Annotated in this window: 26 protein-coding genes and 2 tRNA genes; 9 read left to right on the forward strand and 19 right to left on the reverse strand. The window is 37.1% G+C overall.

Annotated elements, in window-relative coordinates; all coding sequences use genetic code 11:
* From ACFILL_RS04530 to ACFILL_RS04550, 5 genes are all read right to left on the reverse strand, one after another.
* A complete protein-coding gene (locus ACFILL_RS04530) occupies positions 1–558 on the reverse strand; it encodes a hypothetical protein (protein ID WP_375637529.1) in 558 nt (185 codons plus the stop codon).
* Positions 546–1343: a beta-hydroxyacyl-ACP dehydratase gene (locus ACFILL_RS04535; protein WP_375643326.1), complete on the reverse strand. Its 798-nt coding sequence runs from the start codon at positions 1341–1343 to the stop codon at positions 546–548. Before ACFILL_RS04535 ends, ACFILL_RS04530 begins: the two co-directional genes overlap by 13 nt.
* Positions 1334–1627 (reverse strand): hypothetical protein, encoded by a 294-nt coding sequence (locus ACFILL_RS04540; RefSeq protein ID WP_375630989.1) that lies wholly within the window; start codon positions 1625–1627, stop codon positions 1334–1336. Before ACFILL_RS04540 ends, ACFILL_RS04535 begins: the two co-directional genes overlap by 10 nt.
* Positions 1628–1822: 195 nt before the next feature.
* Positions 1823–1899 (reverse strand) — tRNA-His (locus ACFILL_RS04545).
* Positions 1900–2039: 140 nt separating this feature from the next.
* A complete protein-coding gene (locus ACFILL_RS04550; RefSeq protein WP_375643325.1) occupies positions 2040–3122 on the reverse strand; it encodes a quinone-dependent dihydroorotate dehydrogenase in 1083 nt (360 codons plus the stop codon).
* Positions 3123–4328: 1206 nt separating this feature from the next.
* Here ACFILL_RS04550 and mscL point away from each other — a divergent pair.
* A complete protein-coding gene (gene mscL, locus ACFILL_RS04555) occupies positions 4329–4736 on the forward strand; it encodes a large conductance mechanosensitive channel protein MscL (protein ID WP_273790360.1) in 408 nt (135 codons plus the stop codon).
* Positions 4737–4754: 18 nt separating this feature from the next.
* On the opposite strand, the gene ACFILL_RS04560 is transcribed toward mscL, so the two are convergent.
* Both ACFILL_RS04560 and ACFILL_RS04565 read right to left on the reverse strand, forming a co-directional pair.
* Positions 4755–6461 carry an ATP-binding protein gene (locus ACFILL_RS04560; protein WP_375630987.1) on the reverse strand — a complete coding sequence of 569 codons (1707 nt, stop codon included), beginning with the start codon at positions 6459–6461 and terminating at the stop codon, positions 4755–4757.
* A gap of 820 nt (positions 6462–7281) precedes the next feature.
* Positions 7282–9855, reverse strand: a complete 2574-nt coding sequence (locus ACFILL_RS04565; RefSeq protein ID WP_375643324.1) for a DNA translocase FtsK — start codon at positions 9853–9855, stop codon at positions 7282–7284.
* A 460-nt stretch (positions 9856–10315) separates the two neighbouring features.
* On the opposite strand from ACFILL_RS04565, the gene ACFILL_RS04570 reads away from it, so the two are divergent.
* From ACFILL_RS04570 to rpoH, 3 genes are all read left to right on the forward strand, one after another.
* Entirely contained in the window at positions 10316–11746 is a 1431-nt protein-coding gene (locus tag ACFILL_RS04570) for an aldehyde dehydrogenase family protein (protein WP_273790357.1), read from the forward strand.
* Positions 11747–11775: 29 nt separating this feature from the next.
* Positions 11776–12780 carry an RluA family pseudouridine synthase gene (locus tag ACFILL_RS04575; protein WP_375643322.1) on the forward strand — a complete coding sequence of 335 codons (1005 nt, stop codon included), beginning with the start codon at positions 11776–11778 and terminating at the stop codon, positions 12778–12780.
* Positions 12781–12928: 148 nt separating this feature from the next.
* Positions 12929–13813 (forward strand): RNA polymerase sigma factor RpoH, encoded by an 885-nt coding sequence (gene rpoH, locus ACFILL_RS04580; RefSeq protein ID WP_273790355.1) that lies wholly within the window; start codon positions 12929–12931, stop codon positions 13811–13813.
* A 203-nt stretch (positions 13814–14016) separates the two neighbouring features.
* Here rpoH and ACFILL_RS04585 read toward each other — a convergent pair whose 3' ends face one another.
* From ACFILL_RS04585 to ACFILL_RS04595, 3 genes are all read right to left on the reverse strand, one after another.
* On the reverse strand, positions 14017–15438 hold the full coding sequence (locus ACFILL_RS04585) for a hypothetical protein (RefSeq protein ID WP_375643320.1): 1422 nt from the start codon (positions 15436–15438) through the stop codon (positions 14017–14019).
* Between the two features lie 237 nt (positions 15439–15675).
* Positions 15676–16965 (reverse strand): adenylosuccinate synthase, encoded by a 1290-nt coding sequence (locus ACFILL_RS04590; protein ID WP_273790353.1) that lies wholly within the window; start codon positions 16963–16965, stop codon positions 15676–15678.
* Between the two features lie 384 nt (positions 16966–17349).
* Positions 17350–18513 carry a phosphoserine transaminase gene (locus tag ACFILL_RS04595; RefSeq protein WP_273790352.1) on the reverse strand — a complete coding sequence of 388 codons (1164 nt, stop codon included), beginning with the start codon at positions 18511–18513 and terminating at the stop codon, positions 17350–17352.
* Between the two features lie 398 nt (positions 18514–18911).
* Between ACFILL_RS04595 and ACFILL_RS04600 the strand changes: the two genes are divergently transcribed.
* Positions 18912–18987 (forward strand) — tRNA-Phe (locus tag ACFILL_RS04600).
* A 99-nt stretch (positions 18988–19086) separates the two neighbouring features.
* On the opposite strand, the gene ACFILL_RS04605 is transcribed toward ACFILL_RS04600, so the two are convergent.
* The 9 genes from ACFILL_RS04605 to ACFILL_RS04645 all read right to left on the reverse strand — a co-directional run bounded on the left by ACFILL_RS04605 (position 19087) and on the right by ACFILL_RS04645 (position 24370).
* Positions 19087–19290 carry an AlpA family transcriptional regulator gene (locus ACFILL_RS04605; RefSeq protein WP_273790351.1) on the reverse strand — a complete coding sequence of 68 codons (204 nt, stop codon included), beginning with the start codon at positions 19288–19290 and terminating at the stop codon, positions 19087–19089.
* Between the two features lie 95 nt (positions 19291–19385).
* Entirely contained in the window at positions 19386–19874 is a 489-nt protein-coding gene (locus ACFILL_RS04610) for a DUF488 family protein (RefSeq protein ID WP_375681084.1), read from the reverse strand.
* A 56-nt stretch (positions 19875–19930) separates the two neighbouring features.
* Positions 19931–20554, reverse strand: a complete 624-nt coding sequence (locus ACFILL_RS04615) for a lambda exonuclease family protein (RefSeq protein ID WP_375643733.1) — start codon at positions 20552–20554, stop codon at positions 19931–19933.
* Position 20555: 1 nt separating this feature from the next.
* Positions 20556–21335: an ERF family protein gene (locus tag ACFILL_RS04620; RefSeq protein ID WP_375631107.1), complete on the reverse strand. Its 780-nt coding sequence runs from the start codon at positions 21333–21335 to the stop codon at positions 20556–20558.
* A gap of 122 nt (positions 21336–21457) precedes the next feature.
* Positions 21458–21865: a hypothetical protein gene (locus ACFILL_RS04625; protein ID WP_375643734.1), complete on the reverse strand. Its 408-nt coding sequence runs from the start codon at positions 21863–21865 to the stop codon at positions 21458–21460.
* Positions 21866–21877: 12 nt separating this feature from the next.
* Positions 21878–22636 (reverse strand): antA/AntB antirepressor family protein, encoded by a 759-nt coding sequence (locus tag ACFILL_RS04630; protein ID WP_375643739.1) that lies wholly within the window; start codon positions 22634–22636, stop codon positions 21878–21880.
* Positions 22637–22706: 70 nt separating this feature from the next.
* A complete protein-coding gene (locus tag ACFILL_RS04635) occupies positions 22707–23069 on the reverse strand; it encodes an antA/AntB antirepressor family protein (RefSeq protein ID WP_273791004.1) in 363 nt (120 codons plus the stop codon).
* A 63-nt stretch (positions 23070–23132) separates the two neighbouring features.
* Positions 23133–23507, reverse strand: coding sequence for a hypothetical protein (locus ACFILL_RS04640; RefSeq protein WP_375643736.1), 375 nt, complete (start codon positions 23505–23507; stop codon positions 23133–23135).
* A gap of 245 nt (positions 23508–23752) precedes the next feature.
* Positions 23753–24370 carry a S24 family peptidase gene (locus ACFILL_RS04645; RefSeq protein ID WP_273791002.1) on the reverse strand — a complete coding sequence of 206 codons (618 nt, stop codon included), beginning with the start codon at positions 24368–24370 and terminating at the stop codon, positions 23753–23755.
* Positions 24371–24453: 83 nt separating this feature from the next.
* On the opposite strand from ACFILL_RS04645, the gene ACFILL_RS04650 reads away from it, so the two are divergent.
* The 4 genes from ACFILL_RS04650 to ACFILL_RS04665 all read left to right on the forward strand — a co-directional run.
* The gene (locus tag ACFILL_RS04650; protein ID WP_273791001.1) at positions 24454–24828 is read left to right on the forward strand and encodes a hypothetical protein; all 375 of its coding nucleotides are present in this window, start codon (positions 24454–24456) and stop codon (positions 24826–24828) included.
* Between the two features lie 16 nt (positions 24829–24844).
* The gene (locus tag ACFILL_RS04655) at positions 24845–25282 is read left to right on the forward strand and encodes a hypothetical protein (protein WP_375643737.1); all 438 of its coding nucleotides are present in this window, start codon (positions 24845–24847) and stop codon (positions 25280–25282) included.
* An 81-nt stretch (positions 25283–25363) separates the two neighbouring features.
* Positions 25364–25843, forward strand: a complete 480-nt coding sequence (locus ACFILL_RS04660) for a crossover junction endodeoxyribonuclease RuvC (protein WP_273790999.1) — start codon at positions 25364–25366, stop codon at positions 25841–25843.
* Positions 25833–26787 (forward strand): hypothetical protein (locus ACFILL_RS04665; RefSeq protein WP_375643738.1); only part of this gene is annotated, 955 nt, incomplete at its 3' end. The genes ACFILL_RS04660 and ACFILL_RS04665, both read left to right, overlap by 11 nt.

The raw sequence follows: 26787 nt of genomic DNA on the forward strand, positions 1-26787 counted from the left end.
TTATGCTCCATGATGTTTGATGCGATAAAAATATTGCATGATGTTAGGAAGATATTTAGAAAAAAGAATACCAGTACAAATTAAACCCATAGTGACCAACCAAATCTGCGGGGTCCATGTAAAAAAAGCCACTAGAAGGCCATTGGCAAAAAAGATGATTACCCAAATCCATGTAATATATTTATTGATGAGATAAAATAGGATATGTTTGCGTTTTTCTTCAGAAACACCAGCACTGGCATAAAAAATGGTAAAGGGTTTCTTTACCAGCAAGCTAATCAATGAAACCAGAGCAAGTGACAGATAGCAAAAAACTGTGGGGTAGTTCAGTAAAAGTGTAGACCATCCAGCGAAATAATTAACAAACAGGACAATAACTGTCAGAATGTTAGTAATCATCACGGGTTCTCCCTGCCGGACAATTTTAATATTCACAGCAATAATGAACAATGAAATCACAGTTAAGATGAGAGAGCGTTCGACCAGAGTTAAAAAGTTTCCATTGATAACCCAGGAGTAAATACTCCACGGAATAAAAGAGATTATTATGTTAAACATGGCGCATCCTCCTTTTTATATTTGATAGAAAACTTACCGCAAGTGCTTCGTTTTTTAGTTTCCGTATGAATATAAAAAACGCCACCCGGTTCATACTCTGTATCCTGTTTAATGGTCAACTGATAGGTATCTCCCGGATAAACTGCTTCAATGAACTTTACTTTTTTCAGCGCAACAGATGCGATATTTTTTGTCCTACCCTGCGTGGCTAAAGCCAGAACCATCTCAATCAATAGTGAACCAGGACATACGGCGCGGGAGGGGAAATGTTCCTCAAAAAGCGGGTGATGCGCATTAAAGGAAAAAGTACAAGAATCTCCGGTTACGGAGGAAATCTTACATAAATCGCCTAGTAATGGAAGAGCGGCTTTCTCAGAACACGAGCTAGGGAAGCAGACCTTACTGACAATGATGATTGCCTGCGCAATAACGGCCCTGCCATTGTCGCATGGGCTGGACTTACAGTGAATACGGTAGGCCTCATTAATGCGTTCAATATGTCCTTCAACGCATAACCGATCGCTATCAAAATGGGTGGTAGAGAAAAACTGTTCAACCATAACAGGGAGATAGCGATAAGTGAGATCCGAGTTTTTAGCCACCACGGTGGCGAATCGAACTGAAAACTGATGCAAGGCTTCGAGTAACAAGCCCTGTTTCAAATAGTTATGGGCTAAATTCCAGTGAGAAATATCGATTTGCCCGCAAGCACGCATCGGTGCGGTTAAGGTAATACTCTGACATATACCCAAGAAATTTGGCTCGGTGTGATGCTTTATAGCCATAATTGGGAGACCTTTTTATATTTTTCTCTTAAATCCTTTGATGATAAACTGAAGGAATGAGTGCTAAACCGCGCTTGATAGTGCGCGAGAAGTATCGGCATACGACAAACGAAAAAAGCCAACAATCCCAGCTCAGGAGCAGCCCGATGTTTGCTCATGATGCTTGCAATTAGAAAATCGACATTGGGTTGCTGTCCTGTATTGTCCGAAATAGATCGCGCAAGCGAACTGAAGGGGCGCATAGGCGCCTGAAAGCGTAAAAAAAAAGAAATCAACCCAGACATCCCGTTGCATAATCGGATGACCAAACCCTAGCCAGGGTTTGTCTTTGCAATAATGCGTTACCGCCACCTCAAGATTCTCGATTTCAATCTCATGGAGGACACTAGAAAGTCGCATGGCAGCATATTTGCAGGCTCCTATATGCGCGAGACCAGTAGCACAAAATCCACCGATTAGTGCAGAAATGACGTCTCTCTTGGTACGGTTGGTGGGATTTGAACCTACGACCTCTGGTGCCACAAACCAGCGCTCTAACCAACTGAGCTACAACCGCATAAAAAGAAAATGTATCATAAATGTTCACGATTTCGTAAACATTTATTCTTACGCTTATGTGACATAAGGAAAATCAACAAAGTTTGCAAGCCCCTTTAAAAAAATCTCGCAATTTTTTGTGAAGAAAAAAGCGTTTTTTTACAAAGGAAATTTTGCCCAATGTTCAAGACTATGATCACGATAGCTTTTTATGTTATCAACTCCATCTTGTTGCATCATCTGCAAAATCTCTTGCAGAATAGTTATGACAAGATCTGGACCTTCATAAACCATCCCACTATATAATTGAATTAAATCTGCACCAGCTTTTACTTTTTCCAAAGCGGTTTGTGCGTCCTTTACACCGCCAACACCAATAATTGCAATCTCCTTCCCTAATTTTTGACGCATTTTTGCAAGCACAATAGTAGAACGCTCAAAAAGTGGACGTCCAGAAAGCCCACCCTGTTCATTACTGAAGTGACTATTGCTAAGCCCCTGGCGTGAAAGAGTTGTGTTAGAAACAATCAGTCCATTAAAATCAGAAAGTTTTATTTCTTCAGCAACATCATCTAATTCTTTCTCTGATAAATCGGGAGCAATTTTTAAAAAAATAGGAATGGAGAATCCATGCTTGTTCTCTTGCTCATTTCGCGCTTTCGAAACTGCACTCAACAAAAGATGCAAACTGTCACGGGCCTGTAAATCACGTAAACCTGGTGTATTAGGAGAAGAAATATTAACCGTAAAATAATCAGCAACATCATAAAAATGAACAATACCAACAGTATAATCATCAATCTTATCGACCGTATCCTTATTGGCTCCAATGTTGACTCCTATAACACCAGTTTTTTTACACGCACGCAATCTATTGTAAACAACTTGATGTCCGTCATTATTAAAGCCCATTCTATTAATAATCGCTTCATCTTCTTTTAAACGGAAAAGCCGTGGTTTAGGATTTCCAATCTGAGGCTTTGGTGTCACTGTCCCAATTTCAGTAAAACCAAATCCTAAACGAAAAATACCATCTACAACCTCTGCATTTTTATCAAACCCCGCTGCAAGACCAATAAAATTTTCAAACTCAAGACCAGCAACAGTTACACACAAACGTTTGTCGATAACCTTTTGATAACCATTTAATCCACTTTTCAGCCCGAGAATCGCTAAACCGTGTGCTTGCTCTGGATCCAACATAAATAAGGCAGAACGGCCAATACAACGAAAAAAACTCATTAATCCTTCTCCACAACATAAAAATGATCCATCGCACCTCACCTATATCTTTTAACACAAAAGATTTCCAATCAAAGAGAGCATATTATCCAAATAATATTCCCCTTCTAGAAGAAAAATCATCATATAATAGCCATACATGTTTATATTGATATATACTGTGTAAAGAACTTTTTATTCTTTAAAAATGTTTCTCTTTTTCGACATTTTTTAAAGATTAAAATATGAATCCTAATCTTATAAAATGCAGCATGAATTGAAACATCAATGGCTCTTTACCATAGTCATGGTTTTGTGGCATCTTATGCAGGCAAGCTCATAATTCTCTTAAATATGCATGCAAATGCCCTCTATTCCCAAAGTTCCTCTGTGTAATATTGTTTTCAACAGAAACAAAGCTTGTTCTATAAAGCTATTTTTTTCCTAGCATTTATAGGATACATGGTTCATAAAAACATCTAAATTCATACTATTGTTGCACCATTTATTAGCAACAGAATGTTCAATCAATTTGTACTCTATTAATAGAATTTTGAAGAATCTGCGTTGTTTCCTTTGCCATTTCTGATGCGTTAAATACAATTTTGCATCTATTAAGTGCTCTGTCTAACATATATTTTAAGTAATGACAGTTGATTGTTGAACTCACACCTATCATACCAACGACTTCCAAACCAAAATGATCTTGCAAACCCTAGAGCTCTGCTATTTATAAACTGATACAATCTTCCAGCAGATGAAATGTCTTTCTTCCATCGGAATTATCTCCATTTTAGCTCATGCAACCCAGTACAAATAGCTTTTAGATAAGCCATAATGCCCTCCTAATTTCTATTATCGCTTACTAAATTAAGAGGAATTAAATTATAAGTTTTACTGTGGTATTGTGTAAAAATCTCTCTTTTTAATGTTAACATAAAAATCTTGAGGCAATTATATAAATTAAGCTACAGTTTTCTACTTTCTGTTGAAAAAGCAGATATAGTTTTTATTAAAAAAGCTTTTTTCTAGGAAAGGTTCTATGTAAATTCAAATAGAGCCCTAAAATCCAAATAGAACCCTAAAGCTCTTTATTAAACCTTATAAAGTCTTTGAAAATAATATTAATATTGTAATATAATCATAAAAACAAAATCTGCCCTTTCCTTTTTCATCAAAAGCGGTAAGTAGATTACCGTATATCACTTACATAAAGGGGAAAATGCAATGCTTAAAGAATTCAAAGAATTTGCCCTAAAAGGTAATATGATTGATCTTGCTATCGGTGTGATTATAGGGGGTGCTTTTGGTAGCTTGGTCAACTCAATTGTCAATGATATTTTTATGCCAATCATTGGATTGATTACAGGTGGAATTGATTTTTCTAATATGTTTATTCAACTTGCTGGCGAAAAACAAGCAACATTGAGTGCCGCCAAAGCAACTGGAGCAACCATTAGCTATGGACACTTTATTACTTTACTTATCAATTTTCTCATTATTGCTTGGGTGCTTTTTTTATTCGTTAAAGCTATGAACAAAATCCGTAGAAAAGAAGAAGAAAGCCCCCAAAAAACGTCTTCAGAAGAACAACTGTTAACAGAAATTAGAGATCTTTTGGCTAAGAAAAAATAATTTTATGCAAGATTTACATCATGGAACACGAGGAAAAAACATTTCCACAGTTGTTCCGTAATTGGGTTTGGAGAACAGTAAAAATTGTCCCCCTCTTTCTTCCACCATTGCTTTACACATTGGGAGCCCTAAACCTGTTCCCATAAAAGCGCTATCACCAGATCGGCCATCCTTGCGCTCTACTTGACCATAAGGTTGCAGTGCCTGTATAATCTCTTCTTCGTTCATCCCTATACCATTATCACTCACTGAAATTTTTACACGTTCTTTTCTATAAGAAACGTGAACAATAATCTGTCCACCCAAAGGTGTAAAACGAATAGCATTGGAAAGAAGATTCCATATAATCTGGCGAAACACTTGTTGTGATACAGGAATAAATGGAACATGAGGTGGAGCAACAATACGCATGATAATGCCGTTCTGATTGGCTTGTGTCTCAAGAAAAGCTATCGTCGCACGTAAACAAGATATCACATCAAATGTTTCAGAAATAAGGGAAGAATCAATCTGGTTATCGGAACCAGAATAATTTATCTTCGAGCACTCTAGTAATTGATTAATCAGCAATAATATATGTTTTCCAGAGGAAATAATATCGCGTAAATATCCATGATAGCGCTCATTTTCTATCGAACCAAAACGACCTTCTCTCATAATTTCTGCAAAACCAATAAGAGCATTCAAAGGTGTTCGTATTTCATGAACAACTCCAACGATTTTATCCTCTTCTGCTTTTTTTTCTCCTGATGGAACTGTTTGTGTCCTATCACGCAACATAACAGCATAATTTCCTTGCTTTGCCAAAAATACAATCGTTATCAAAACGGTTATATTTTTATGATTTTTCGTCATTAAATCAGCTGTTTCTCTGCGATTTAAAACCTGATTTTTTCCCTCCATGCGGATTGATTTAAAATATTTTTCAACCAAAAGTCGGCTTTGAAAAGTAAATAATGAAGAGAGTGGCTGTCCTCGCAGTTCATTTATTTCATAACCCATTAATGCTAAGGCTGCCCTACTCGCTGATTGAATAAAGCCTTCTTCATCCAACCATAAAACACCATCTGTTGCTGTATCCAACAATGATAAAACTGCAGCGGGCTCTTTTACGAGAGCTTGTTCTATAGCATTTACCGGCAATGTTTGTGCATATGGTAACTGAATAGCTGTTTCTTCAACTAAATTTTCTTCTTTTACCGATGAATTCAATTCATCACGCAATTGCTCTGCAATTTCATGAAAAGCTGAGCGTTCTATCTCCGTAAGACATGGTATTTCTGTTGCTAGCTTTTCATTTCTTTTTTCTTGGACTTTTTTTTGTATTTTTAAAACACCAAAGCCACGAAACCCTTTAAGCTGCTTTGTAACATCAAAAATTGGCAAAGCCGACAATTCAACATCAAGCCATTGTAAGCAACCATCAACAGGCCATTGAACAATCTCTTTACTCCAAGGCATAGCCGCTTCAATAAAACGACTGAGAACCAGATATCGATCATCATTAAATTGATGAGCAAGTTCATGAAAACTACACCCTAAAATAGAGGAAGAGAGAGGGCCAACAACTTCAGCTAGCTCTTTTGAGACTTCACAAAACAAACCATTGTGATCGATTTCCCACGTAAAAGGCCGTGGCAAAAGCTCTGGTGTAAAACGAAAAGCTTCTTGCTGAGATTTTAATTCATTTGTATTTAACTTTAACTCATCTGCTTTTAATGGCATAACTAAAACTAAAAAGTGTTGGATTTACTCTCAAATGAATAATGCTAATTTGTTTACAATTATCTGTTCTGGTTAAAATAACTTGATATCTCATATAAATTGTCTGTAGCAAAATTTTGACTGTTTCATCAACAAAACAAGAATAAAAAGAAGCTTCCAGCTCTTGTTGCTTATTCACCCATTATGTAATAAATCTTGTTACAATAATGGTAACATCTCCCTCGCATAAATAGTACTCAAAAAGAATACACTTATTTTACACATTCATGCGCCTTTTTTGAAAAGATATCGCCCAAGATCCCCAAGCTTATTTTACGACGTCATCTGTAAATGGTGTAATGTAAAAGTCCCTATAGAGGATATCAAGGCATTGTGCATTACCATTTTTATACTTATAAAAGAGCTGGTTAGCACCATCATTATACTAATTTCAGCCCCTAATGTTACCAATAGTTCTTGGCATTTGAAGGCATTCATACAAAGATCTTTCTTTCATTAGAATCGCTACAAAAGAAAAAATATACCACCGCACTATTTTATTAAAAATTTTCTCTGTAAAAAAGAGAACACAAATTATCTTTCTTCATATAAAGATTTGTTTAATTTCTTTATATTCCAGATCATTTAGAAATGTTAAAATATCTCATAATCTCCTTTGATATCAGCTTGTTTACCTCATCAGAAGTCTTAATACAAAAGATCGCTTTTGCTTTATTACTCTCCATTTAAATTTTTAATATTATATAAAAAAATAAAACAAGCACATTTAAATAATAACTGTCAGATATTTTAAAAATTGCATATTTTTAAATGCGTTTGTTTATTTTCCTTCATTGAGTAAAATTTCACGTTTTCCAACATGATTAGCGGCTCCAACAATGCCTTTTTCTTCCATCCGCTCGACGAGAGAAGCTGCTTTATTATAGCCGATTGAAAGTCGGCGCTGAATATAAGATGTTGAACATTTTTTATCACGCATAACAATTTTTACAGCTTGGTTATAAAGTTCCTCACCCTCTTCATCAAAATTTTCTTCCTCAGAAATTTCAGCCGCTGAATCAACAGAAGTATCCTCTTTGTTATCGTCTTCATTATCCGTTACCGTTGCCAAATAATCAGGTTTTCCTTGCATTTTAAGATGTGCAACGATGGATTCAACTTCTTCATCTGAGACAAAAGGTCCATGAACGCGCACAATGCGTCCACCACCAGCCATATGAAGCATATCCCCCTGACCTAAAAGCGTTTCAGCACCTTGTTCACCCAAGATCGTACGACTATCAATTTTTGACGTTACTTGAAAAGAAATGCGGGTAGGAAAGTTTGCTTTAATTGTACCGGTGATAACATCAACAGAAGGACGTTGCGTTGCCATAATAAGATGAATACCTGCCGCACGCGCCATTTGCGCTAAACGCTGAATGGCATTCTCTATCTCTTTCCCTGCCACCATCATAAGATCAGCCATCTCATCAACAATCACAACAATATAAGGAAGCTGCGTGAGATCCATGGCTTCTTCATGATAAAGCATTTCCCCTGTTTCCTTATCAAAACCCGACTGAACAGTACACATGATCGTTTCGCCTTTTTGAGCTGCAAGTGCAACGCGTGCATTAAAACCATCAATATTACGCACACCCAACTTAGCCATTTTGCGATAACGCTCTTCCATTTCACGAACCGCCCATTTTAAAGCTGTTACTGCTTTTTTGGGATCTGTGACAACGGGTGTTAAAAGATGTGGAATGCCATCATAAACAGAAAGCTCTAACATTTTAGGATCAACCATGATCAAACGACACTGCTTTGGTGTCATACGATAAAGAATCGACAAAATCATTGTATTAATTGCAACAGACTTGCCTGATCCTGTTGTTCCTGCAACCAATAAATGAGGCATTTTTGCTAATTCTGCAATGACCGGTTCACCATTAATCCCCTTCCCCAAAGCAAGAGCAAGTTTAAATTCACTTTCACGAAAAGAACGTGTTTGGATTAATTCCCGTAAATAAACGGTTTCACGAACCGCATTGGGTAACTCAATCCCGATAACATTACGTCCAGGAATTACAGCAACGCGTGTAGAAATAGCAGACATAGAACGCGCAATATCATCAGAAAGATTAATAACGCGCGATGACTTTACGCCCGCGGCGGGTTCAAATTCATACATTGTTACCACTGGCCCTGGATGAACATGGATAACTTCACCCTTAATGCCAAAATCTTCCAAAACACTTTCCAAAAGTCCAGCACCACGTTCTAATGTTTCTTGAGGAATCATCGTACCTTCATGAAAAACAGGTTCCTGTAATAAGTTGATCGGAGGAAATTCATAAACATCACAGTCAATAGATTGAATATTTTGCATAAAAGCAGAATCATAATTACCTAATGGCATACGAGTAGATTGTAATGTTTTAGTTTTACTGTTTGCTTGCATCACAGAAAAATCTTTTGAATTCTTTGTGACGGCTTTGTTTATACAATCAACAGTATTATTGGCGACAGTATTATTGCTATTTTCAGTCTCTATACTCGCCCCTGCATCGCTTAACGCCCCTGTATTACTTAACGTATGAGCAGAATCTTCAACAGAAAGCTTAGAATGACTCTCTTTAGTAGTATCATTATTTGTATGCATTAAATCAGAAATTTTCTCAACGCCTCGCATCCTTTCCGCTGGAGATTCTGATGTAATTGAATCATAGAGTTGTGGAAAGCGGTATTCAAGAACACGGTAAAGAGCCGTTATTGACTCATCAAAGGCTGTGGGAATATCCGGTGTAATTTCATTTGTCGTATCAATTGATATTCCATCCTCTTTTGACGTTTGAGTCTCCACATGTTCAAATATCAAAGATTCACACTCAAAAAATGCATCATCGGAAAGATGCAAAGCAGGTTTTATTTTTTGTAGCACATTTTCCACTTGTAATTTACGTTCTTGTTCATCCTCCTCAAGTGGAATATTTGCTGACGGCATATGAATAGCTTGTCGTGACAACTGCTTCAGAACCGTTGAATGACAAACTGATGTTTTATTCTCTATTGATTGAGGATTAATGACTTTTTTTGTCGAAAGAATATTGGTTGTTTTCTTGTTACAACGTACAATATCTGTATCTGTAATTTTTTTTTGATCTTGCTTCGTAAAAATTTTAAACTGTTTTGCAAAAACTGGATCTGTTTCTATACGACGACGCAAAATCTCAACTTCTGGGGTTCTCGTGAAACGGACGTTTTTTCCGAGGGCAAATGCCTTTTTCCACACTTCCGGATAAGGAAATATCTCAGTAATCTTAACAGATAAATCTTCTCTTGATGCACCTTCCGTACTATCATCAGAAAAAGAAGACGTAGAAATAGATTTTGTTTTCGAATTATGCATGGCACCCAACAAATTTATAGCAATGAGAAAAATAACCTTTTCAAAAAGAATTCGTAGAAACTATCATACGAAGGTTAATAACCTTTTGCTGATGGTTACTTTTTAATGAAAAAAATAATGCCATAATGCATATTCATAATCTGCCTTTTGCATATTTACGATATAAATTGCTCAGTTTATGGTGTCATAGAGCTCGTATTTCATTTGTTTTGAAGAAAACTTCATGATAAAAAAGCTTCAAGAAAATTGTCTATGCCTCTCTTTCTCTCCCTTTTCATAAAAGAAACTAGTCTCAATAATACAATAAGCATTGCTCTATTGAATTCTCCATGCTCAATTATCACGATATAATCTAATTTCTCGCGTTTTTATAAGATAACCCTTGTTATCCTCGTTTAAAAAGGCTTAGACTAAGACAATCATAATTACATAAATACAAATAGAAAAAAGGGAGTGAATTATGTTTAATAAACGGAAATTTTATATCAATGGTCTATGGGATGAGCCAAGCATTCCTCACGATTTTGACGTCATTAATCCATCAACAGAGGAGGCTTGTGCTGTCATTAGCCTTGGAAGTACAAAAGATGCCGATAAAGCAATTAATGCGGCTAAAGAAGCGTTTCAAAAATGGAAAACAACGTCACCAAATGAGCGTCTTGGATTTGTTGAAAAAATTCTAGAGATCTACGAAAAACGTTCCAAAGACATGGCAAAAACCATTTCAATGGAAATGGGAGCACCGATTGATATGGCGCTTAATGCGCAAACTGCAACCGGAAGTTCCCATATTCGCAATTTTATCGAAGCTTATAAAGAGTTTTCGTTCCAAGAAACTTTAATAAAGGGAAATGAGCAAGCAATCCTTCACTACGATCCTATCGGCGTCGTAGGATTAATTACGCCATGGAATTGGCCCATGAATCAAGTAACTCTTAAAGTTATTCCTGCTCTCTTGGCTGGCTGTACCATGGTGTTAAAGCCCTCTGAAATTGCGCCTCTTTCTGCTATGCTTTTTGCTGAATTTTTAGATGAAGCCGCACTTCCAGCCGGTGTTTTTAATTTAATCAATGGTGATGGTGCGACTGTCGGCTCTTACCTCTCTGCACATCCAGATTTAGAAATGATCAGCTTTACTGGTTCAACTAGAGCAGGAAAAGATATTTCTAAAAATGCCAGCGCTACTTTAAAAAGAGTCTGTCTGGAACTTGGTGGAAAAGGAGCGAATATTATCTTTGCTGATGCCGACTCAGATGCTATTCAACGTGGTGCACGACATTGCTTTTATAATAGTGGACAAAGTTGTAATGCACCGACTCGTATGCTTGTGGAACAGAGCATCTATGACAAAGCCATAAAAATAGCCAAAGATATTGCAGAAACAACAAAAGTAGGACCAAACTGCCAAGAAGGAAATCATATTGGACCTGTCGTTTCAAAAAAACAATATGATAAAATTCAAGATCTTATCCAATCGGGAATTGATGAAGGTGCAACTCTTGTTGCAGGCGGGACTGGTTTACCAAAAGGAATGGAACGCGGTTATTATGTCCGTCCAACAGTCTTTGCTGATGTAAAACCTCATATGCGTATTTTTAAAGAAGAAATCTTTGGTCCAGTTCTCTCGATTCTTTCTTTTAGTACAGAAGAAGAAGCCGTCGCTTTAGCGAATGAGACTGAGTATGGTCTTACAAACTATATTCAATCGCAAGATCGCAACAAATGTCGTCGTATTGCGGCACAAGTACGCTCTGGTATGGTAGAAGTTAATGGACATGGATTACCCAGTGGAAGCTACTTTGGAGGTGTAAAATTTTCTGGGCGCGCTCGTGAAGGAGGACATTGGGGAATTAAAGAATTTCTCGATAGTAAAGCAATTTCGTACTGGTGAAATCTTATTAAAAACTTAATAGGAATCGTATGGTAATACAGAAAATAACGGATGAAGGTGCTCTTGGGCAACGTCTTGATCAGTGGCTCGCAAAACAATATCATGATGTGCTCTCGCGTTCGCGTTTGCAAACCCTCATCCGTGAAGGCTGTCTTAAAATTGATGGTCAATTCATAAAGGAACCAAAAACAAAATTAAAACCTAACCAAATAATTGAATTGGAAATGCCTGACCTTCGTGATGCAGAACCTAGCGCTGAAGCCATTGCATTGGACATTCTTTTTGAAGATGATCATGTCATTGTTATTAACAAACCAGCTGGTCTTGTTGTTCATCCTGGGAATGGCAATTGGACCGGTACATTGGTTAATGCCCTTATTTACCACTGTGGGAATAGTTTATCTGGTATAGGTGGTGTTAAACGCCCTGGCATTGTCCATCGTCTTGATAAAAATACAAGCGGTGTTATGGTTGTTGCAAAAAATGATCTAGCTCATAAAAGTCTCAGTGCTCAATTTTCTGATCATGGACGTACCTGCGCATTAGATCGACGCTACCATGCCTTGATTTGGGGAACACCTCAGCGCAATGTCTGGACAATTGATGCATCACTTGGCCGTTCGCCCCATAACCGAACAAAGCAAGCTGTCATCCATAACCAAAACCCTTATGCTCGTCATGCTGTTACACATGTTTCTCTGCTTGAAAAATATGGCTCTCATGCAGACTCAACATCTTTTGCTAGCCTTCTGGAATGTCGCTTGGAAACTGGACGCACCCATCAAATCCGTGTTCATATGACTCATATGGGGCATCCACTCATAGGCGATACAGTTTATGGAAACGCTTTTAAAACAAAATCAAACATATTCAACCCCACTATTAGAAATGCAATCGATCAATTCAACCGACATGCACTCCATGCTGCAAGTCTTACTTTTGAACATCCTTCTACCGGTAAAGTTATGTCGTTTTCCGCACCACTGCCTCAAGATATGGCTAAACTTATTAAACTTTTTAAAAAAATGAATTGAAACTTTTCCCCTTCTCAAGATTTCACAATAAAATATCTTTTTTTGAACAAAATTGAAAAATATGCTAGAGTGAGATTATGAGGATAGTTAGCTATCTAAAACATAGAATTTGCCTTATCAGGGAATTCAAACAAAAGGAGGGTGCTATATGGCCCATATGAATTTATTATCAGTAATGACAGGTGATGGTGGTTTAAACCGTTACTTGGAAGAAGTGCGTCGTTTTCCAATGCTTGAGCCAAAAGAAGAATATATGTTAGCTCAGCGTTACCGTGAGCATAATGATCTAAAAGCTGCGCATAGGCTAGTAACCAGCCATTTGCGTCTCGTAGCTAAAATCGCGATGGGATATCGGGGCTACGGACTTCCCATTGGGGAAGTCATTTCAGAAGGCAATGTTGGACTCATGCAAGCTGTTAAACGTTTCGAACCAGAGCGGGGTTTTCGTCTTGCAACCTATGCAATATGGTGGATTAAAGCATCAATCCAAGAATATGTATTGCGCTCTTGGAGTTTGGTGAAAATGGGGACAACAGCTAATCAAAAGCGTTTGTTTTTCAACCTTCGTAAGTTAAAAAGTAAACTTCAAGCACTTGATAGTGGCGATCTCAATGCAGAACAAGTGAAAAAAATTGCAATCCAGTTGAATGTCACAGAAGATGAAGTTGTATCAATGAATCGTAGGCTTGGTGGTGATACTTCACTCAACGCACCAATTCGAACAAAAGAAGGGGAAAACAGTGAGTTGCAAGATTGGTTGGTGGATGAATCTAACGATCAAGAACAAATTTTAATTGAAAAAAGTGAATTAGAAAATCGCCGTTCCATGCTCATAAATGCCATGGACAATCTCAATGAACGCGAAAAGCGTATATTTAAAGCGCGTCGTTTAAACGATGTACCACTAACCCTAGAAGAACTCTCTGGTGAATTTAATATTAGTCGAGAACGAGTAAGACAAATTGAAATGCGTGCATTTGAAAAAGTGCAAAACTCTATCAAAGATTCTACTTTATCTCAAAGTCAAGTATAAAACCTAGATTTAAGTATAAAGCCAATGGTTTGCACATTCTTTAAATGTGAAAATGAAAAAAAGCATGCCTTGGCTTTATACTTGTAAATTAGCCTATCGAATTCTTTAAGTTATTGATATGTAAAGCTTTATTGAATATATTTGGTATATAATTGATAAAGACGGTCGTAGAAAATTCTTCACAGCCGTTTATTTTTTTGCATCTATGTTTTATTTTTTTGACCAAGAACTGTTAACTTATCTTGTTGTGCAAGCCATTGTCCAATAACTTCATTAAAAATAGACTTACCTGTTGGTCCTTTTGCAAAGGTTAATTCACTTATACGCCCGTTTTTATCCGTTAACACCAAACGCATCCAATCTAATTCTCGCATCAATTGTAAATTTCGATCAAGAAATGGATGATTACCACTCAATGCGACAAGAAAAAAGTCATCGTTAATCTTTGCAGCAATGGTTCTTGTTAAAGCCTGTCCAATGGATTGTTCACTTGCTTTAAAGGTTAATGCTTGAACATTGCTTATAGCTTTACCTGAAAATTTATCAGAAAGAATAAAAACAAGGTCCATAATATATGCAGCAGGAAATGACTGATCGGTATTACGACGTAAAATTAACCGTAATGATACCCCTTCATCAGGAATTGTTATATCACCTTGTATAGTTGTTTCTTCTGGAGCCCCCTTCACTTGAGATTCTTTTATAAGCGTCCAGCGAGCACTTCCCGTTGCTATCTTTTCTGCATCATAATTTGTACGTGCTTGATAGAAAACAGCTTCACCTGATTTTTCAAGCGATTGCAAATTGCTATCAACAACTGTTGAGAGTACTTCTTCATCCGAAGAATCTATCGCTTGTTTTAAACCAACATCAATTTCACTTCCATCCTCTAATAAGCGTTGTGTTAACTTTCTCTTAATTGGAAATGCCTTTGGTACTCTGTGAGAAGCTTGAAGATTCTCTTCTAAAAACTGATGATCATTTGATACAAATACACGCTCACCAACAAAAAAAATACCAACAATTAAAACAACAAAACTAACAACAGAAACAGCACTTATTACAATACGCCTTTGCACTAACGATTTATTAGCACGACGTAAAGCCTGAGAAAAAATGTGCGAAACAATATGCGGATTATCTTCCTGCGAAGGAGAAATCTTTAACACACTGCTATTAACATGCTGAGAAGGCACATCAGCCTCCATATTAACAGGCTCTGCATCTGGTATATCTGATACACAAAGCTCATCAAATACCTTGTTATCCTTTGAACGCGTAACAAAATCCTGTTTTCTTTTTATATTTACCTCTGAAAATTCATTATTCTTTGGTAATATAGTTTTTTTTGTATATTTCTTATCTTCATTTATATTTGTGGGATTCCACCCAATAACTGAAGAAAGCCGCTTCTTTTCAACTGCTAAATATTCTCCTTCAACAGTTGCAATAGAACTTTGAAGAATCTTTCTCTGTTCATCCGCTATTGCTTGTGGTATTTCTGCTGTTAAAAATTGATGTTCTAGTGTTTCGGTAGCACGCTTATAAATCCGCTTACGCACTTGTGGTGTAATATTATTTTGTGCATTAATTGTCTTTTTTAAGATTCCAACGAAATCTACCATTTCCTCTATAATCTCTCTTAAATTGAGAAAAAATCAATAGTAAAGCCAAAAAACTTTATTTTAGCCTTCTAAATTGATTGCCATTTAATATTGGTACAACTATCGCAATAATGTAAAATGAATATGAAAAATAAACAATGCTATTTTGCACCTTTCTCTCACGTGCTCTTAAAAACTTTTTTTGTAAAAAGAGACAAAAACGCACAGAGAACATATATAGAAATCTAAAAATAATAATCAATTAACAAAGGGATCCGTAATAAGAATAGTATCTTCACGCTCTGGACTTGTGGATAATAAAGCCACTTTTGTATTAATCAGTTCTTCAATATAGCGTATATATTTAATAGCCTGCACTGGTAAATCTTCCCACCTCAATGCATGTGCTGTTTCTTCCTTCCAACCTTCTAATGTTGCATAAACAGGCTTCACCCGATCCTGAGCTCCCATGGAAGAAGGTAAATAATCAATTCTTTTACCATCAAGCTCATAACCAATACAAATTTTTATTTCATCCAAACCATCTAAAACATCAAGTTTTGTCAATGCTATACCTTGAACACCGCAAATTGTTACCATCTGACGTACTAAGACAGCATCAAACCAACCACATCGACGCTTTCGACCCGTTACAACACCAAATTCATGTCCACGCACTCCCAGAAATTCACCAATATCATTTATCTGCTCTGTCGGGAACGGCCCTTCTCCAACGCGTGTAGTATAAGCTTTTGCAATACCCAAAACATAATGAATTGCATCAGGTCCCATCCCCGAACCTGTACATGCTTGCCCAGCAACTGTATTAGATGACGTTACATAAGGATAAGTTCCAAAATCATTATCTAATAAAGCACCTTGCGCACCTTCAAAAAGAATGTGTTTCCCTCCTCGATAACCTTCATCTAAAAGACGCCACGTACAATCCATAAAGGGCAAAATTTTATCCGCAACTTGCATCAATTCATCATAAAGTGCTCGAGAATCAATCTCTGCAACACCCATCCCACGACGCAAAGCATTATGATGCCTCAAAAGCCGCTCAATCTTAGCCATAAGTGTATCTTTTTCTGCTAAATCCATCACTCGGATAGCACGACGTCCCACCTTATCTTCATAAGCCGGTCCAATACCACGCTTTGTTGTACCAATTTTTAAACCAGATAAACCGCTTTCTCGAATTGCATCAAGATCACGATGCAAAGAAAGAATCAAAGGAGCATTTTCAGCAATACGCAAAATTTCTGGTGTGATTTTTACACCCTGATCACATAGTTTTTTTACTTCTGCAACAAAATGATGAGGGTCAACAACAACACCATTGCCTATAATTGATAACTTGCCACGCACTAAACCAGACGGTAAAAGTGATAATTTATAACTAACTCCATCAACAACCAATGTGTGGCCAGCATTATGCCCCCCCTGATACCTCACCACTATATCTGCTCGCTCAGATAACCAATCTACAATTTTACCTTTGCCTTCATCACCCCATTGTGTACCGACAACAACTACATTGGCCATAACTTTCTCCGTCGTGTTTGGTTAAAAAAACCAGCATTCAAAAACAAACACTTCTTTATAACGAAACCTTAGAGCAAGTGCGACTCCTCATTTCAGATTTTTCTCAATCTTCAAGTGATTCAATTTTCAAATTTATGATAATAAAGATAAGCAAATACCAAAATATTTTAAATCTGTTATTTTTGCTACAACAAAGTAAAAAAAATAGAGATTTTAATTTGTGCGTATCCAACACCTGACAGAGCATTCATTCTCTCTCTTAATCTTTTACAATTCACGTAATATTTAGATGCTGTCTGTCTGATACAAGAATACGAAAGATCATCATAATCTCTCGTATCCTTTTTTGTTTAAAAATACGTTGTGAAAATCACCAGTAATTATTTAAAGCTGTGCTTTTTCAACTTGGAACGCCCACTCAAGCCATTGTGTCAAAATTTCAAGATCGGAAGCCTCAATTGTTATACCCGCCCAAATTCGAAGCCCAGGAGGAGCATCGCGATACGAACCGATATCATAAGCAACCCCTTCTTCATCAAGACGTTTCACAACCGCTTTTATAAAAGATACTCGCTTTTCCGTATCCAAAGCAGTAATCACTGGATCCACAATATCTAAACAAATAGCGGTGTTAGAACGCACTTCAGGATCTTTTGCCAAATATTCTAACCATGGCGTTTTGCGAACAAAAGCATCAAGTACAGAAAAGTTTTTCTCAACCCGTGCTCTTAATGCCGCTGCACCTCCTAGAGACTTTGCCCACTTCAACCCATCAAGAAAATCCTCAACACAAAGCATAGAAGGTGTATTGATTATCTTTCCTTTAAAAATATCTTCGTTCAATTTTCCATTTTTTGTCATATAGAAAAGTTGAGGCATAGGCCAAGCTGGAACATGATTCTCAAGCCTCTCAACAGCACGAGGACTTAAAATCACCATACCATGTGCAGCCTCACCTCCCAAAACTTTCTGCCATGAAAAAGTAACAACATCTAATTTTGAAAAATCAAGATATTGCGCAAAAGCTGCCGATGTTGCATCACAAATGGTCAATCCAGCCCGTTTATGCGGAATGAAATCCGCATTAGGAATACGCACACCAGAAGTTGTCCCATTCCATGTAAAAACAACATCCCGATCAAAGTCAAGTTGTGTTAAATCTGGTATTTCACCATAAGGAGCTTCAAAACGACGCACATCAGAAAGCTTTAATTGCTCGACAACATCTTTATTCCACCCAAATCCAAAACTTTCCCACGCCGCCATATCAATGCCACGCTCACCTAATAGAGACCATAGAGCAGCCTCAACAGCACCGGTATCTGAACCGGGCATAATTCCTATACGATGATCAGAAGGAACCTCAAGAATCTCACGGGTTAAATTAACAACTTCAGCAAGTTTTAATTCTGCTTCTCTAGATCTATGTGAACGCCCAACTACTGCATTTTTAAGAACATCAAGAGTCCAACCAGGCCGTTTACTACAAGGGCCTGAAGAAAAATTAGTATTATTGGGACGACTACTTGGTTTTTGTAACATTATCATTATTTCTCCCCTTTTAGATGTTTTTTTCTTTATAAAGAAAAACAAATTATTATAAAGACTAATCAACAATCTTTTTAGAAAAAGTCAAAAATGTTGTCTATTATTTCGTATGCTTAAAATTCACGGAAACTTTATAAAAAAATCTTTCTTGATCATGCTTCTCGATTGATTCTTTTAATTTTTTTTCGTATCACCACCACGATAAGACAGCATTCTAATAACAATACACTAAAGTGTCCAATATACCTATCAAATTTATTTTATGATAAAGATTCATTGATAACGCTCTAGAATAGGGAGATAAACTTATTAAAAAATCAATTATTTTTCTTTTGATGACTGGACAGAGAAAATTTTAATGTTATAACCGCAAACGCTTTATGTTTTTTATGAAGCATGCCCAGATAGCTCAGTTGGTAGAGCAGCGGACTGAAAATCCGCGTGTCCGTGGTTCGAATCCGCGTCTGGGCACCACTTTTTGTTTTTAACATATTGAAATATATAGATTTTTTCTTTAAATAGCTATTTTCAGACCACCTTTTAGACCACCTTCTACAGTTTATATAATTTTACCTAATTTGTTCTTATTTGCTCCTTATTTTTCTTTGGAGTGAAGTCTAAGATCTCTTTTTTTCTCCATCTCACTGCTCTCCCTAGCTTATATGGCTCCGGAAACAACCCCTGAAGCACCCAATTGCGAATCGTTGTTGTGGATACACTAAAAAGCTGTGCACACTCACGTGTCGTTACATATCTATCTCCATCATCAAATATCATCTCATTACCTTTCTCTTTTTTATGTTAATTAAATGGGTGGGGGGCTGGAAGGCATGTGAAGCACTCCAACTTTTAAAAATTTGCAAGTTTATTTTTTAGATGTGCTTAATTTCATATTCCCAATCAGGCAATTGAGTAAGAGCTAATGCGAGTTGTCCTCTATGACACATGCATACATTGGCTTCAAAACAGGTGATTGCAACGCGCTTTTTGTTTAAAAACATTTGATATAATTTGTTTATTGCACAAGAATTATTCTTGAGAGTTGTATTTTGATAATCTTCAAAAAGGCGGTCATAATCTTTTTGTGTTTTCAAATTTCTTCGTTTTTCAGAAGCAATTCCAAGTTCAGGCATATGCATATATTCAATATCAATATTGCTCACAGCTTTCTCTAATTGTCTTTTCGAAAATCCGTGTTTTCTACTTATTGGATTTTTACGAACATCACATAAAGTTTTGATATTGTTTTCTATGAGACAACTAAGATAATTCTCAAGGGACTTACCTTCATAGCCAATGGTAAAAAAACAAAATTCCTCATCTTTAGCAGGCTGTATGATAATATGTTTGGTGTTACACACGTTTAATTTCCTTAGTAAATGGGTGGGGGTGCTGGGAGGAGAGCACCCCCATAGGTTTAAGCAGCTTTTGTCAAAATCTTTTGCATCTCTTGTTCTATTTCCCCTAAAAATATTTCGACAGCTTTATTAATCTCTTCAATGTGTTCCTCATCGCGGAGGATGCGTTTGATTTTCATTCTCAAACCAGTAGATTTGCCTACAAAGTTTGAATTATAGCTCATGAAATCACACCACTTTCGTCCAGTGCATGCCATTTGGAATTGCATTTGTGCGTGATATTCTGGTTTGATTTCGTCATACATAAAAAAACGCAAATGCGTGGTTGATTGTGGACATTTGACTTCGATTAAACCGTCCTCTCCAATCAACCCATCAGGACTAGCCCCCGCCATTTCCATTTTTGGGTGGGGGATAAACCCACATCTTGTGACATTGGTGTCATAAATGAATTCATATTCTCTCAAGGCATTCTCTTCATGTTCAATGCCCCATTGCATAGCAGGTGTTGTATAAGATTGGCTTATTTCCCCTATTAAGCGTTCTGTCATGAGTTTCGTTTTGTAATCTTCATATTTGCTTGTAGGCAAACCTTTAGCTGTCTTACTGAGTACGTTGTAAACATTAGATGCGGTGACTTTTCCTAAGCGCGCTTGAAACCATTCTGCTGTTCTTTGTTCCATCTCACACCGCCGTTTGTTGCTCTTGTGGTGGTAAGGATTGTTGTGCTTTATTCATTTGTGAACGTTGCTTTTTTTTCAAAGAAAACAAAGCGATTTGTGCGTGTTTATAAGACATATCTGTTAGATTTTTTGCTCCTACGAAAGAGATAAGCTTACTTTCTTCAGATTGTATTTTTTTAATTAATTCTTTGATTTCATTCATTTGTTCAGGAGATATACCTGCAAGAAGCGTGTTGCCATCTGTATCGTCTTCTTTTCTTGCAACATTAAGAAGCATGCCTAAGAGATATCTACGTGCGTAGGTGAGAGTAGAACCACCCGCTTGTATGTTATTTTTGCTCCCTGTAGCATCAAAAGGAAATGTTCCTTCTGTTGATATTTCATTGCCCGATATATGCTTTAAAGTCATTTCTACAGTTATGTCATTTGAACTCTGGTCTTTGATACGAGAAAACAAGGCAAAGTGATGTGTTGCAAGAGGTCCTTTGATAGCATCAATATATTTATCAAGCGTGGTACAGAGGCTTTTAGTATGTGTATTAATGGCGTTTTGTTCGATATTTTTGTATTCCATTTGCATAGCCGAAAGATCACGGACAAAGTTTTGGCGCTCTTGTCGTTTTATCTCTTGTTCTCGCAATTCAAGAAGACGCTTGAGACGATCCATATCGACATCATTTTCTAAAGCTCTTTCTAAAAGAAGCTCCATAGCTGTAGGTTTGATTTCACAATCGTTCGTTGTTTCCACTAATTCCGTTTGTGTGGTACTTAGTTCACTCATCTTGATTTCCTCCTATTTGAGCGCAATTCTCCTGTGGCGTGAATCACGCATGTTTTAAAAAGTTGTTTGTGTGGTTAGAAACGGCTTATAGAGACACTATAAGATTAGTAGTCGGTATTTTTTCATCTGGTTTGTTCTCTAGTTGAGGTGAGGTCAATATTATCAACATACCCATAAGCACCTGCATCATTGGCAATGTATATAGCATCGCAGTTACCAAAAACACGTACATCGCCGTAAACTTCTATATATCCATAAAAATGTATACCCTCGTAAACTTCTGCATTACCAAAAACTTGAACATTATCAGAAATTTGTGCATCATCATAAACACTGGCACCTTCATAAACCCATGCATTATCACCAACCCAGCAATCCCCTTCGTGACTTAAATTGCCCTCATGCTCTATACCCCCCCCTAAATCGCCTTTCTCGACGTTTCCAAAGTCTCGTAAGGCGCGAATGCGGTGGAGAGTTCTGCCATTAACTTCGATTGTTGCGTCTGTCAGTTCGTATTTCTTTTTTATCATAATAACCTCCTCTTAATGCATGCTTTGTCTTTTAAGCTCTTGAGACAGCACACCAATTCCTTTTGCTGTGATTTTTGCGCAAGGAATGACTTTTTCTATTCCACTTGCGGTTTGAAGTGTGATGGTTGGACAATCCATAAGTTTCTTTTGGATTTTGTCTTGATACGGTAGCAAATTTCCACCTACTGCTCGTCTGTAAACCCAACCTTTTTGCTGTAAGAAGAGAATGAACTGTTTTGGTTGCATCTCGAGTATTTTAGCGGCTTCTGTAAGACCGAAGAGTCCGTTGTGACGTTGCAAACTTTCAAGAGCAGCTGCTTTTGGTTTAAGGATACTCACTTCACTTTTTAAGGTCTCTAATTGTGTGACGCTTTCTAAAAGAAGTTTCTTAACAAAGAGAGGATCTTCTAAAGCATTTGCAAGGTCTAAAGGTTTCTTTGCACGCCGTTCACATTCAATAAAATATTGACGGGCTTGTTTACCTTTTTCATTACGCTCTACCATGGCGAGCTCTTTTGCCATGTCTAATGTGAGGTGATAGTCTATAGCTGTAACAGCTCTAGATTTTGCGCTCCCCAATTTTGGGGACCGCAAATCTTGTTTTTTTACAAAGTCTTGTCCTTCTATAAAATTGTATCTGGTAATACGGTCCTTAATCCAATTGGAAAAGTCACGTTTTGCCTCTAAGAATGCATGCAGATCACGTGCATTTACTGTCTGAACAGTTTCCTTATCAATGGTTTTTTCTTTAATCTCTATGAGAGTATTTATGATGAACTCCTTTCAAAAAGTTCATATTTTTCAGATGTTATAATAAGGCTTTTCATCATCACCCCCTTAATTAATGAAAACACAAGTTTTGGTATAATATTCTGCCATAGTTTCTATGGCGCTCTGCTTTAGCGATTTTACTTGCTGCGTGAATTTTGAAGTAATGATTATCGGTTTTATCTGTTTCTATTTCAGATTTTGGACAAATCTTCTGTCTGTTCCATTCTTGTTTTGTAAAAACCAAATCCACGCCTTCTTTTAGATCAAGCTTTTCAACACAATCATTAAACCAAGTGGAAAAATCTTGTTTCAAGTGTAAATGCCTATGCATTACATGGGCATTGACCATTTGGACATAATCGATTTTGTCTTCTACCTCGTTTTCAGGTATGAGATATCCTTCACTATCTTTATTAGTGTCATGTGTGTTCATGAGTTTACTCTAATTAATTATTGATGGATTAAAGGGGGCGCTTTTAAATGCGCCCTTCAGAATTTAAAGCACATCACAAGGACGCAAACGGTGTTGTTGTTCGTAAGTACCGTAAATCTCATCATTATATTTTTCGTCTGCGATCTCGTCTAAAAGTCTATTGTAAACATCACTTTCACGTATAAAGTAATGAACCTCACTATCTTCATCGAGACGTTCAATATTTTCTTTTACATATGCCTCTGCGATCTCTTCAGAAATATCTTCACAGTTCTTTTCAGAAGGATTGATGCGAAAGATTTGGATTGCATCATCTGCCTCATCAACAATGCTTAGAATTTGGCTTTTATCCAGTGGTCCAGACCGACCAATGTTTTGATCATCATCATAGACAACTAATAAAATTTCATTGGAATTTATAAGAATTGGCTTATCCATAATTTTTCCTCCCTAACGCCTCTTGGCGATTGTTTGTGCGTGGTTTATGGATATATTAGTACACTATGCACGAAATACAGTCAAGTACATAATGTACTATTTTTTTTAAAAAATAAAAAAATGACGAATCACGGCATAATTTAGAGAATCAAAAGTTTGCTGTTTACTGATAAAAATCAATCAAACTTGCTTCAATCTGTTGATGGCAATCTAATTGATAACGTGAACAGAGAATCGTATTATGTTTACATATCAAGAATAGTGCGCCGTACACGACCTATTATAGAGATAGCGCCTTCAAGTTTTGGAGCCTTTATTGTTTTGTCGTATGAAGCAGGCTGAAAAGGAGGATCATCATTAGGTCTATATCGTTTATATGTCGCTTGTCCAGATTCATCTGCAATTACATAGCAGGCATTAGGTACAAGTTTTTTGTCTCGCATATTTACAAATATTATAGAATCTGGAGGGCTAATTTTATTCATAGATGCGCCATCTACACGTAAAGCAATCCATTCACCGGCAGGAAGATTAACAGCCTCTGTCATAGGATAATCTGAAAAATCCATTATCCCATCTTGCTCACTTAGTTCTCCAGCGCTAATCCATGAAACGAGAGGAATACTTATATTGAGGTTAGGATTTTCTTGAGGAGACTCGCCATACAAAATCCACCCCGGATCTACATTAAATACTTGTCCATAGAGTTCGGCTATTTGGCGCGAAATACCACGATTTCCATTTTCGTGACTAATTAGGGTATTTTGATTAAGAGCTGGTATAGCGCGCGCAGCTTCGCTTGGTGTCGCATATCCAGCATTCTTACGCGCTATTTTAAGTCTATCTTTTGGCAAATAAGTCATTTGTACATTATCCACTATTTTTTTAATTCATTGTGTACGATTTTATCTTGATTTAAAATTGTACGTAATGTACTGCATGTGTCATGGTTAATGATTTTTATGTCAAAAGTTTGATTGAGTCTTTGGGATCTATACGCCAATTTGCAAAGGAAATTGGTTGTAGCTATGAGGCTGCGCGTAAAATGCGTGATCGCAATAGTATTTCTCCAAAATACTGGAATATAATTATTCAGTTGTCTAAAGTCAAAGGTCTATCTTGGGTTACGCTAGATTGGTTCCTACATAATTATGGGAGTAAATCCCATAGAGTTATTCGTCCAATGACAAAACGAAGAAAAGATACGCTTCATCTGGTGGAGAAAGTTAGTACACCAAATACATCACAAACAGTAATATCTTCTCAGAGTGCCGCCTCTACAGATAATAATGAACAGCAACAGCAGCATACACACTCTTAAAGAAGAAAGATTAGAGATGATAGATGTCCCACAGATCACTATAAGCAAAGTCCAGTTGATTGACCTTGTTAATAAGATTGGACAGAAAAACATATATTATGGTGTCGTTTCGACTCAAGATGCATATTTTGAAATAAGCATAGACCCCTCATCAACAGGTTGTCTTGTCTATATGCTGCATAGTGTCTTTGCGCGTGATGATAGAAAATATTTTCCGTTATTGCCGTACGATGATTTTAATCAATGGTTTTTATCTGTGTTTACGCAAGCTTTTACAACTTGGTTTGATAATTATTTTTCTCAAGAGTTGTCTTCTTTTTATCGCTTAAATGAGCTGATCTTGTTTATAGCCTTAGTCAAAAATAGGCTTGATTTCTTAAGGGATAAACTCATCGAAAAAAGAAAAGAAGAAATCGAATTAATAAATGATGTGTGCAGTGTGTGTCTGAATTGAGTTAATCCAATTTTTTAAAACTTATAACTACGCGCTCTGTCATAGCGCACATATAAATACGTAGAGCCTTAAGGGGGGATTATGATCACTAACGCACAAACCATTTTATGTCTTGATCTAGGGACCAAGACAGGCTGGGCGATACGTGGTGCGGATGGTTTTATCACAAGCGATACAGAAGATTTTCAACCACGCCGTTTTGAAGGCGGTAGTATGCGTTATTTACGCTTTAAACGGTGGCTTACTGAACTAAAGAGGTCTGTTGATGAAATTGACGCAGTGTATTTTGAAGAGGTGCGCCGGCATGTGGATACAGACGCTTCTCATATTTACGGAGGCTTTCTAGCAACCTTAACAGCGTGGTGTGAACATCATCAGATACCATATGAAGGCATTCCTGTTGGCACAATTAAGAAGGCAACAACAGGAAAAGGCAATGCCTCAAAAGAAGAAATGATTAAGGCGGTATGTGCAAAAGGACATACGCCTAAAGACGACAACGAAGCAGATGCTTTAGCAATTTTATATTTAATGAAAGAAGGGAGGACACATGTCCAGTAAATTACCGTGGACGAGGCTGTTTGCAGATAGGTGGATTCTTGATCTTGCTTGTTTATCTCCCATTGAATGCAATGTTTATATAAAGTTGCGTTTGCAAATGCTTTATACTGGAGAACCGCTTTTAAATAACACGAAGGTCTGGGCTAATTACACTGGCTGTTCAGTAAAAATGTTTATTAAAGCGTTAGAAGTTTTAATAAGCATAGGTCATATCGAAAGTTTAGACGATGGATGTTTATGGAGTTTAAAAGTTGAAGAAGAACTCAATAACTCTAATGAAAGCTTAGATAAGGTATCGAAGACATCTCGGTCAAAGAAGTTCTCAGAGAGAGCAAAGAAAGCAGCGCAGGCAAGATGGGATAAACATACAAATGATGCTTGTGATGATGCTAAAGCCATGCTTAATGATGCTAAATCTGTTAAGTATGATGCTAAGAGTATGCTTAAGGATGCTAAGCATGATGCTTACGACATGCTTAATGATGCCTATATATATAACATAAACAATAACATTAACAGTTATAATAAAAAAACTAAAACTATCGTTTTAGCAAAAAAAGAAATTGGTTCTGAAGATTTAGAAACAATCGATTTGGTTGACGAGCCAACAGAGGTTGCTGCTGTTGAGAGCACATCAGAGCAAATCACAACGGGTGTAGAAAACCAACCTCCCTTTCACGAGCAAGAGAACGTTTCCCAAAAAGCAAAACGAGCGCAAGCTAATCGCGGCTGTCGATTGCCTACGGATTTTGAACCCGATTACGATTTTGCCATTGCAAAGGGCTTGCCTCCAGAGCGCGTGAAAGTCGAAATCGCAAAGTTTAGAGATTATTGGCGTTCAAAAGCCGGAGCAAATGCAACCAAAACCGATTGGCAAGCAACATGGCGTAACTGGGTGCGAAAGGCTATCGAGGATTTAGAAAAAACGAAAAACACGAATAACA

The organism is Bartonella sp. AP20NXHL (assembly GCF_042196165.1).
In the GTDB taxonomy this organism is placed as follows: domain Bacteria; phylum Pseudomonadota; class Alphaproteobacteria; order Rhizobiales; family Rhizobiaceae; genus Bartonella.

Coding starts and splice junctions, on each gene's coding strand:
- ACFILL_RS04530 (WP_375637529.1), bottom strand. CDS start 558: ATGTTTAACATAATAATCTCTTTTATTCCGTGGAGTATTTACTCCTGG.
- ACFILL_RS04535 (WP_375643326.1), bottom strand. CDS start 1,343: ATGGCTATAAAGCATCACACCGAGCCAAATTTCTTGGGTATATGTCAG.
- ACFILL_RS04540 (WP_375630989.1), bottom strand. CDS start 1,627: ATGTCTGGGTTGATTTCTTTTTTTTTACGCTTTCAGGCGCCTATGCGC.
- ACFILL_RS04550 (WP_375643325.1), bottom strand. CDS start 3,122: ATGAGTTTTTTTCGTTGTATTGGCCGTTCTGCCTTATTTATGTTGGAT.
- mscL (WP_273790360.1), top strand. CDS start 4,329: ATGCTTAAAGAATTCAAAGAATTTGCCCTAAAAGGTAATATGATTGAT.
- ACFILL_RS04560 (WP_375630987.1), bottom strand. CDS start 6,461: ATGCCATTAAAAGCAGATGAGTTAAAGTTAAATACAAATGAATTAAAA.
- ACFILL_RS04565 (WP_375643324.1), bottom strand. CDS start 9,855: ATGCATAATTCGAAAACAAAATCTATTTCTACGTCTTCTTTTTCTGAT.
- ACFILL_RS04570 (WP_273790357.1), top strand. CDS start 10,316: ATGTTTAATAAACGGAAATTTTATATCAATGGTCTATGGGATGAGCCA.
- ACFILL_RS04575 (WP_375643322.1), top strand. CDS start 11,776: ATGGTAATACAGAAAATAACGGATGAAGGTGCTCTTGGGCAACGTCTT.
- rpoH (WP_273790355.1), top strand. CDS start 12,929: ATGGCCCATATGAATTTATTATCAGTAATGACAGGTGATGGTGGTTTA.
- ACFILL_RS04585 (WP_375643320.1), bottom strand. CDS start 15,438: ATGGTAGATTTCGTTGGAATCTTAAAAAAGACAATTAATGCACAAAAT.
- ACFILL_RS04590 (WP_273790353.1), bottom strand. CDS start 16,965: ATGGCCAATGTAGTTGTTGTCGGTACACAATGGGGTGATGAAGGCAAA.
- ACFILL_RS04595 (WP_273790352.1), bottom strand. CDS start 18,513: ATGATAATGTTACAAAAACCAAGTAGTCGTCCCAATAATACTAATTTT.
- ACFILL_RS04605 (WP_273790351.1), bottom strand. CDS start 19,290: ATGATATTTGATGATGGAGATAGATATGTAACGACACGTGAGTGTGCA.
- ACFILL_RS04615 (WP_375643733.1), bottom strand. CDS start 20,554: ATGGAACAAAGAACAGCAGAATGGTTTCAAGCGCGCTTAGGAAAAGTC.
- ACFILL_RS04620 (WP_375631107.1), bottom strand. CDS start 21,335: ATGAGTGAACTAAGTACCACACAAACGGAATTAGTGGAAACAACGAAC.
- ACFILL_RS04625 (WP_375643734.1), bottom strand. CDS start 21,865: ATGATAAAAAAGAAATACGAACTGACAGACGCAACAATCGAAGTTAAT.
- ACFILL_RS04635 (WP_273791004.1), bottom strand. CDS start 23,069: ATGAACACACATGACACTAATAAAGATAGTGAAGGATATCTCATACCT.
- ACFILL_RS04640 (WP_375643736.1), bottom strand. CDS start 23,507: ATGGATAAGCCAATTCTTATAAATTCCAATGAAATTTTATTAGTTGTC.
- ACFILL_RS04645 (WP_273791002.1), bottom strand. CDS start 24,370: ATGACTTATTTGCCAAAAGATAGACTTAAAATAGCGCGTAAGAATGCT.
- ACFILL_RS04650 (WP_273791001.1), top strand. CDS start 24,454: ATGGTTAATGATTTTTATGTCAAAAGTTTGATTGAGTCTTTGGGATCT.
- ACFILL_RS04655 (WP_375643737.1), top strand. CDS start 24,845: ATGATAGATGTCCCACAGATCACTATAAGCAAAGTCCAGTTGATTGAC.
- ACFILL_RS04660 (WP_273790999.1), top strand. CDS start 25,364: ATGATCACTAACGCACAAACCATTTTATGTCTTGATCTAGGGACCAAG.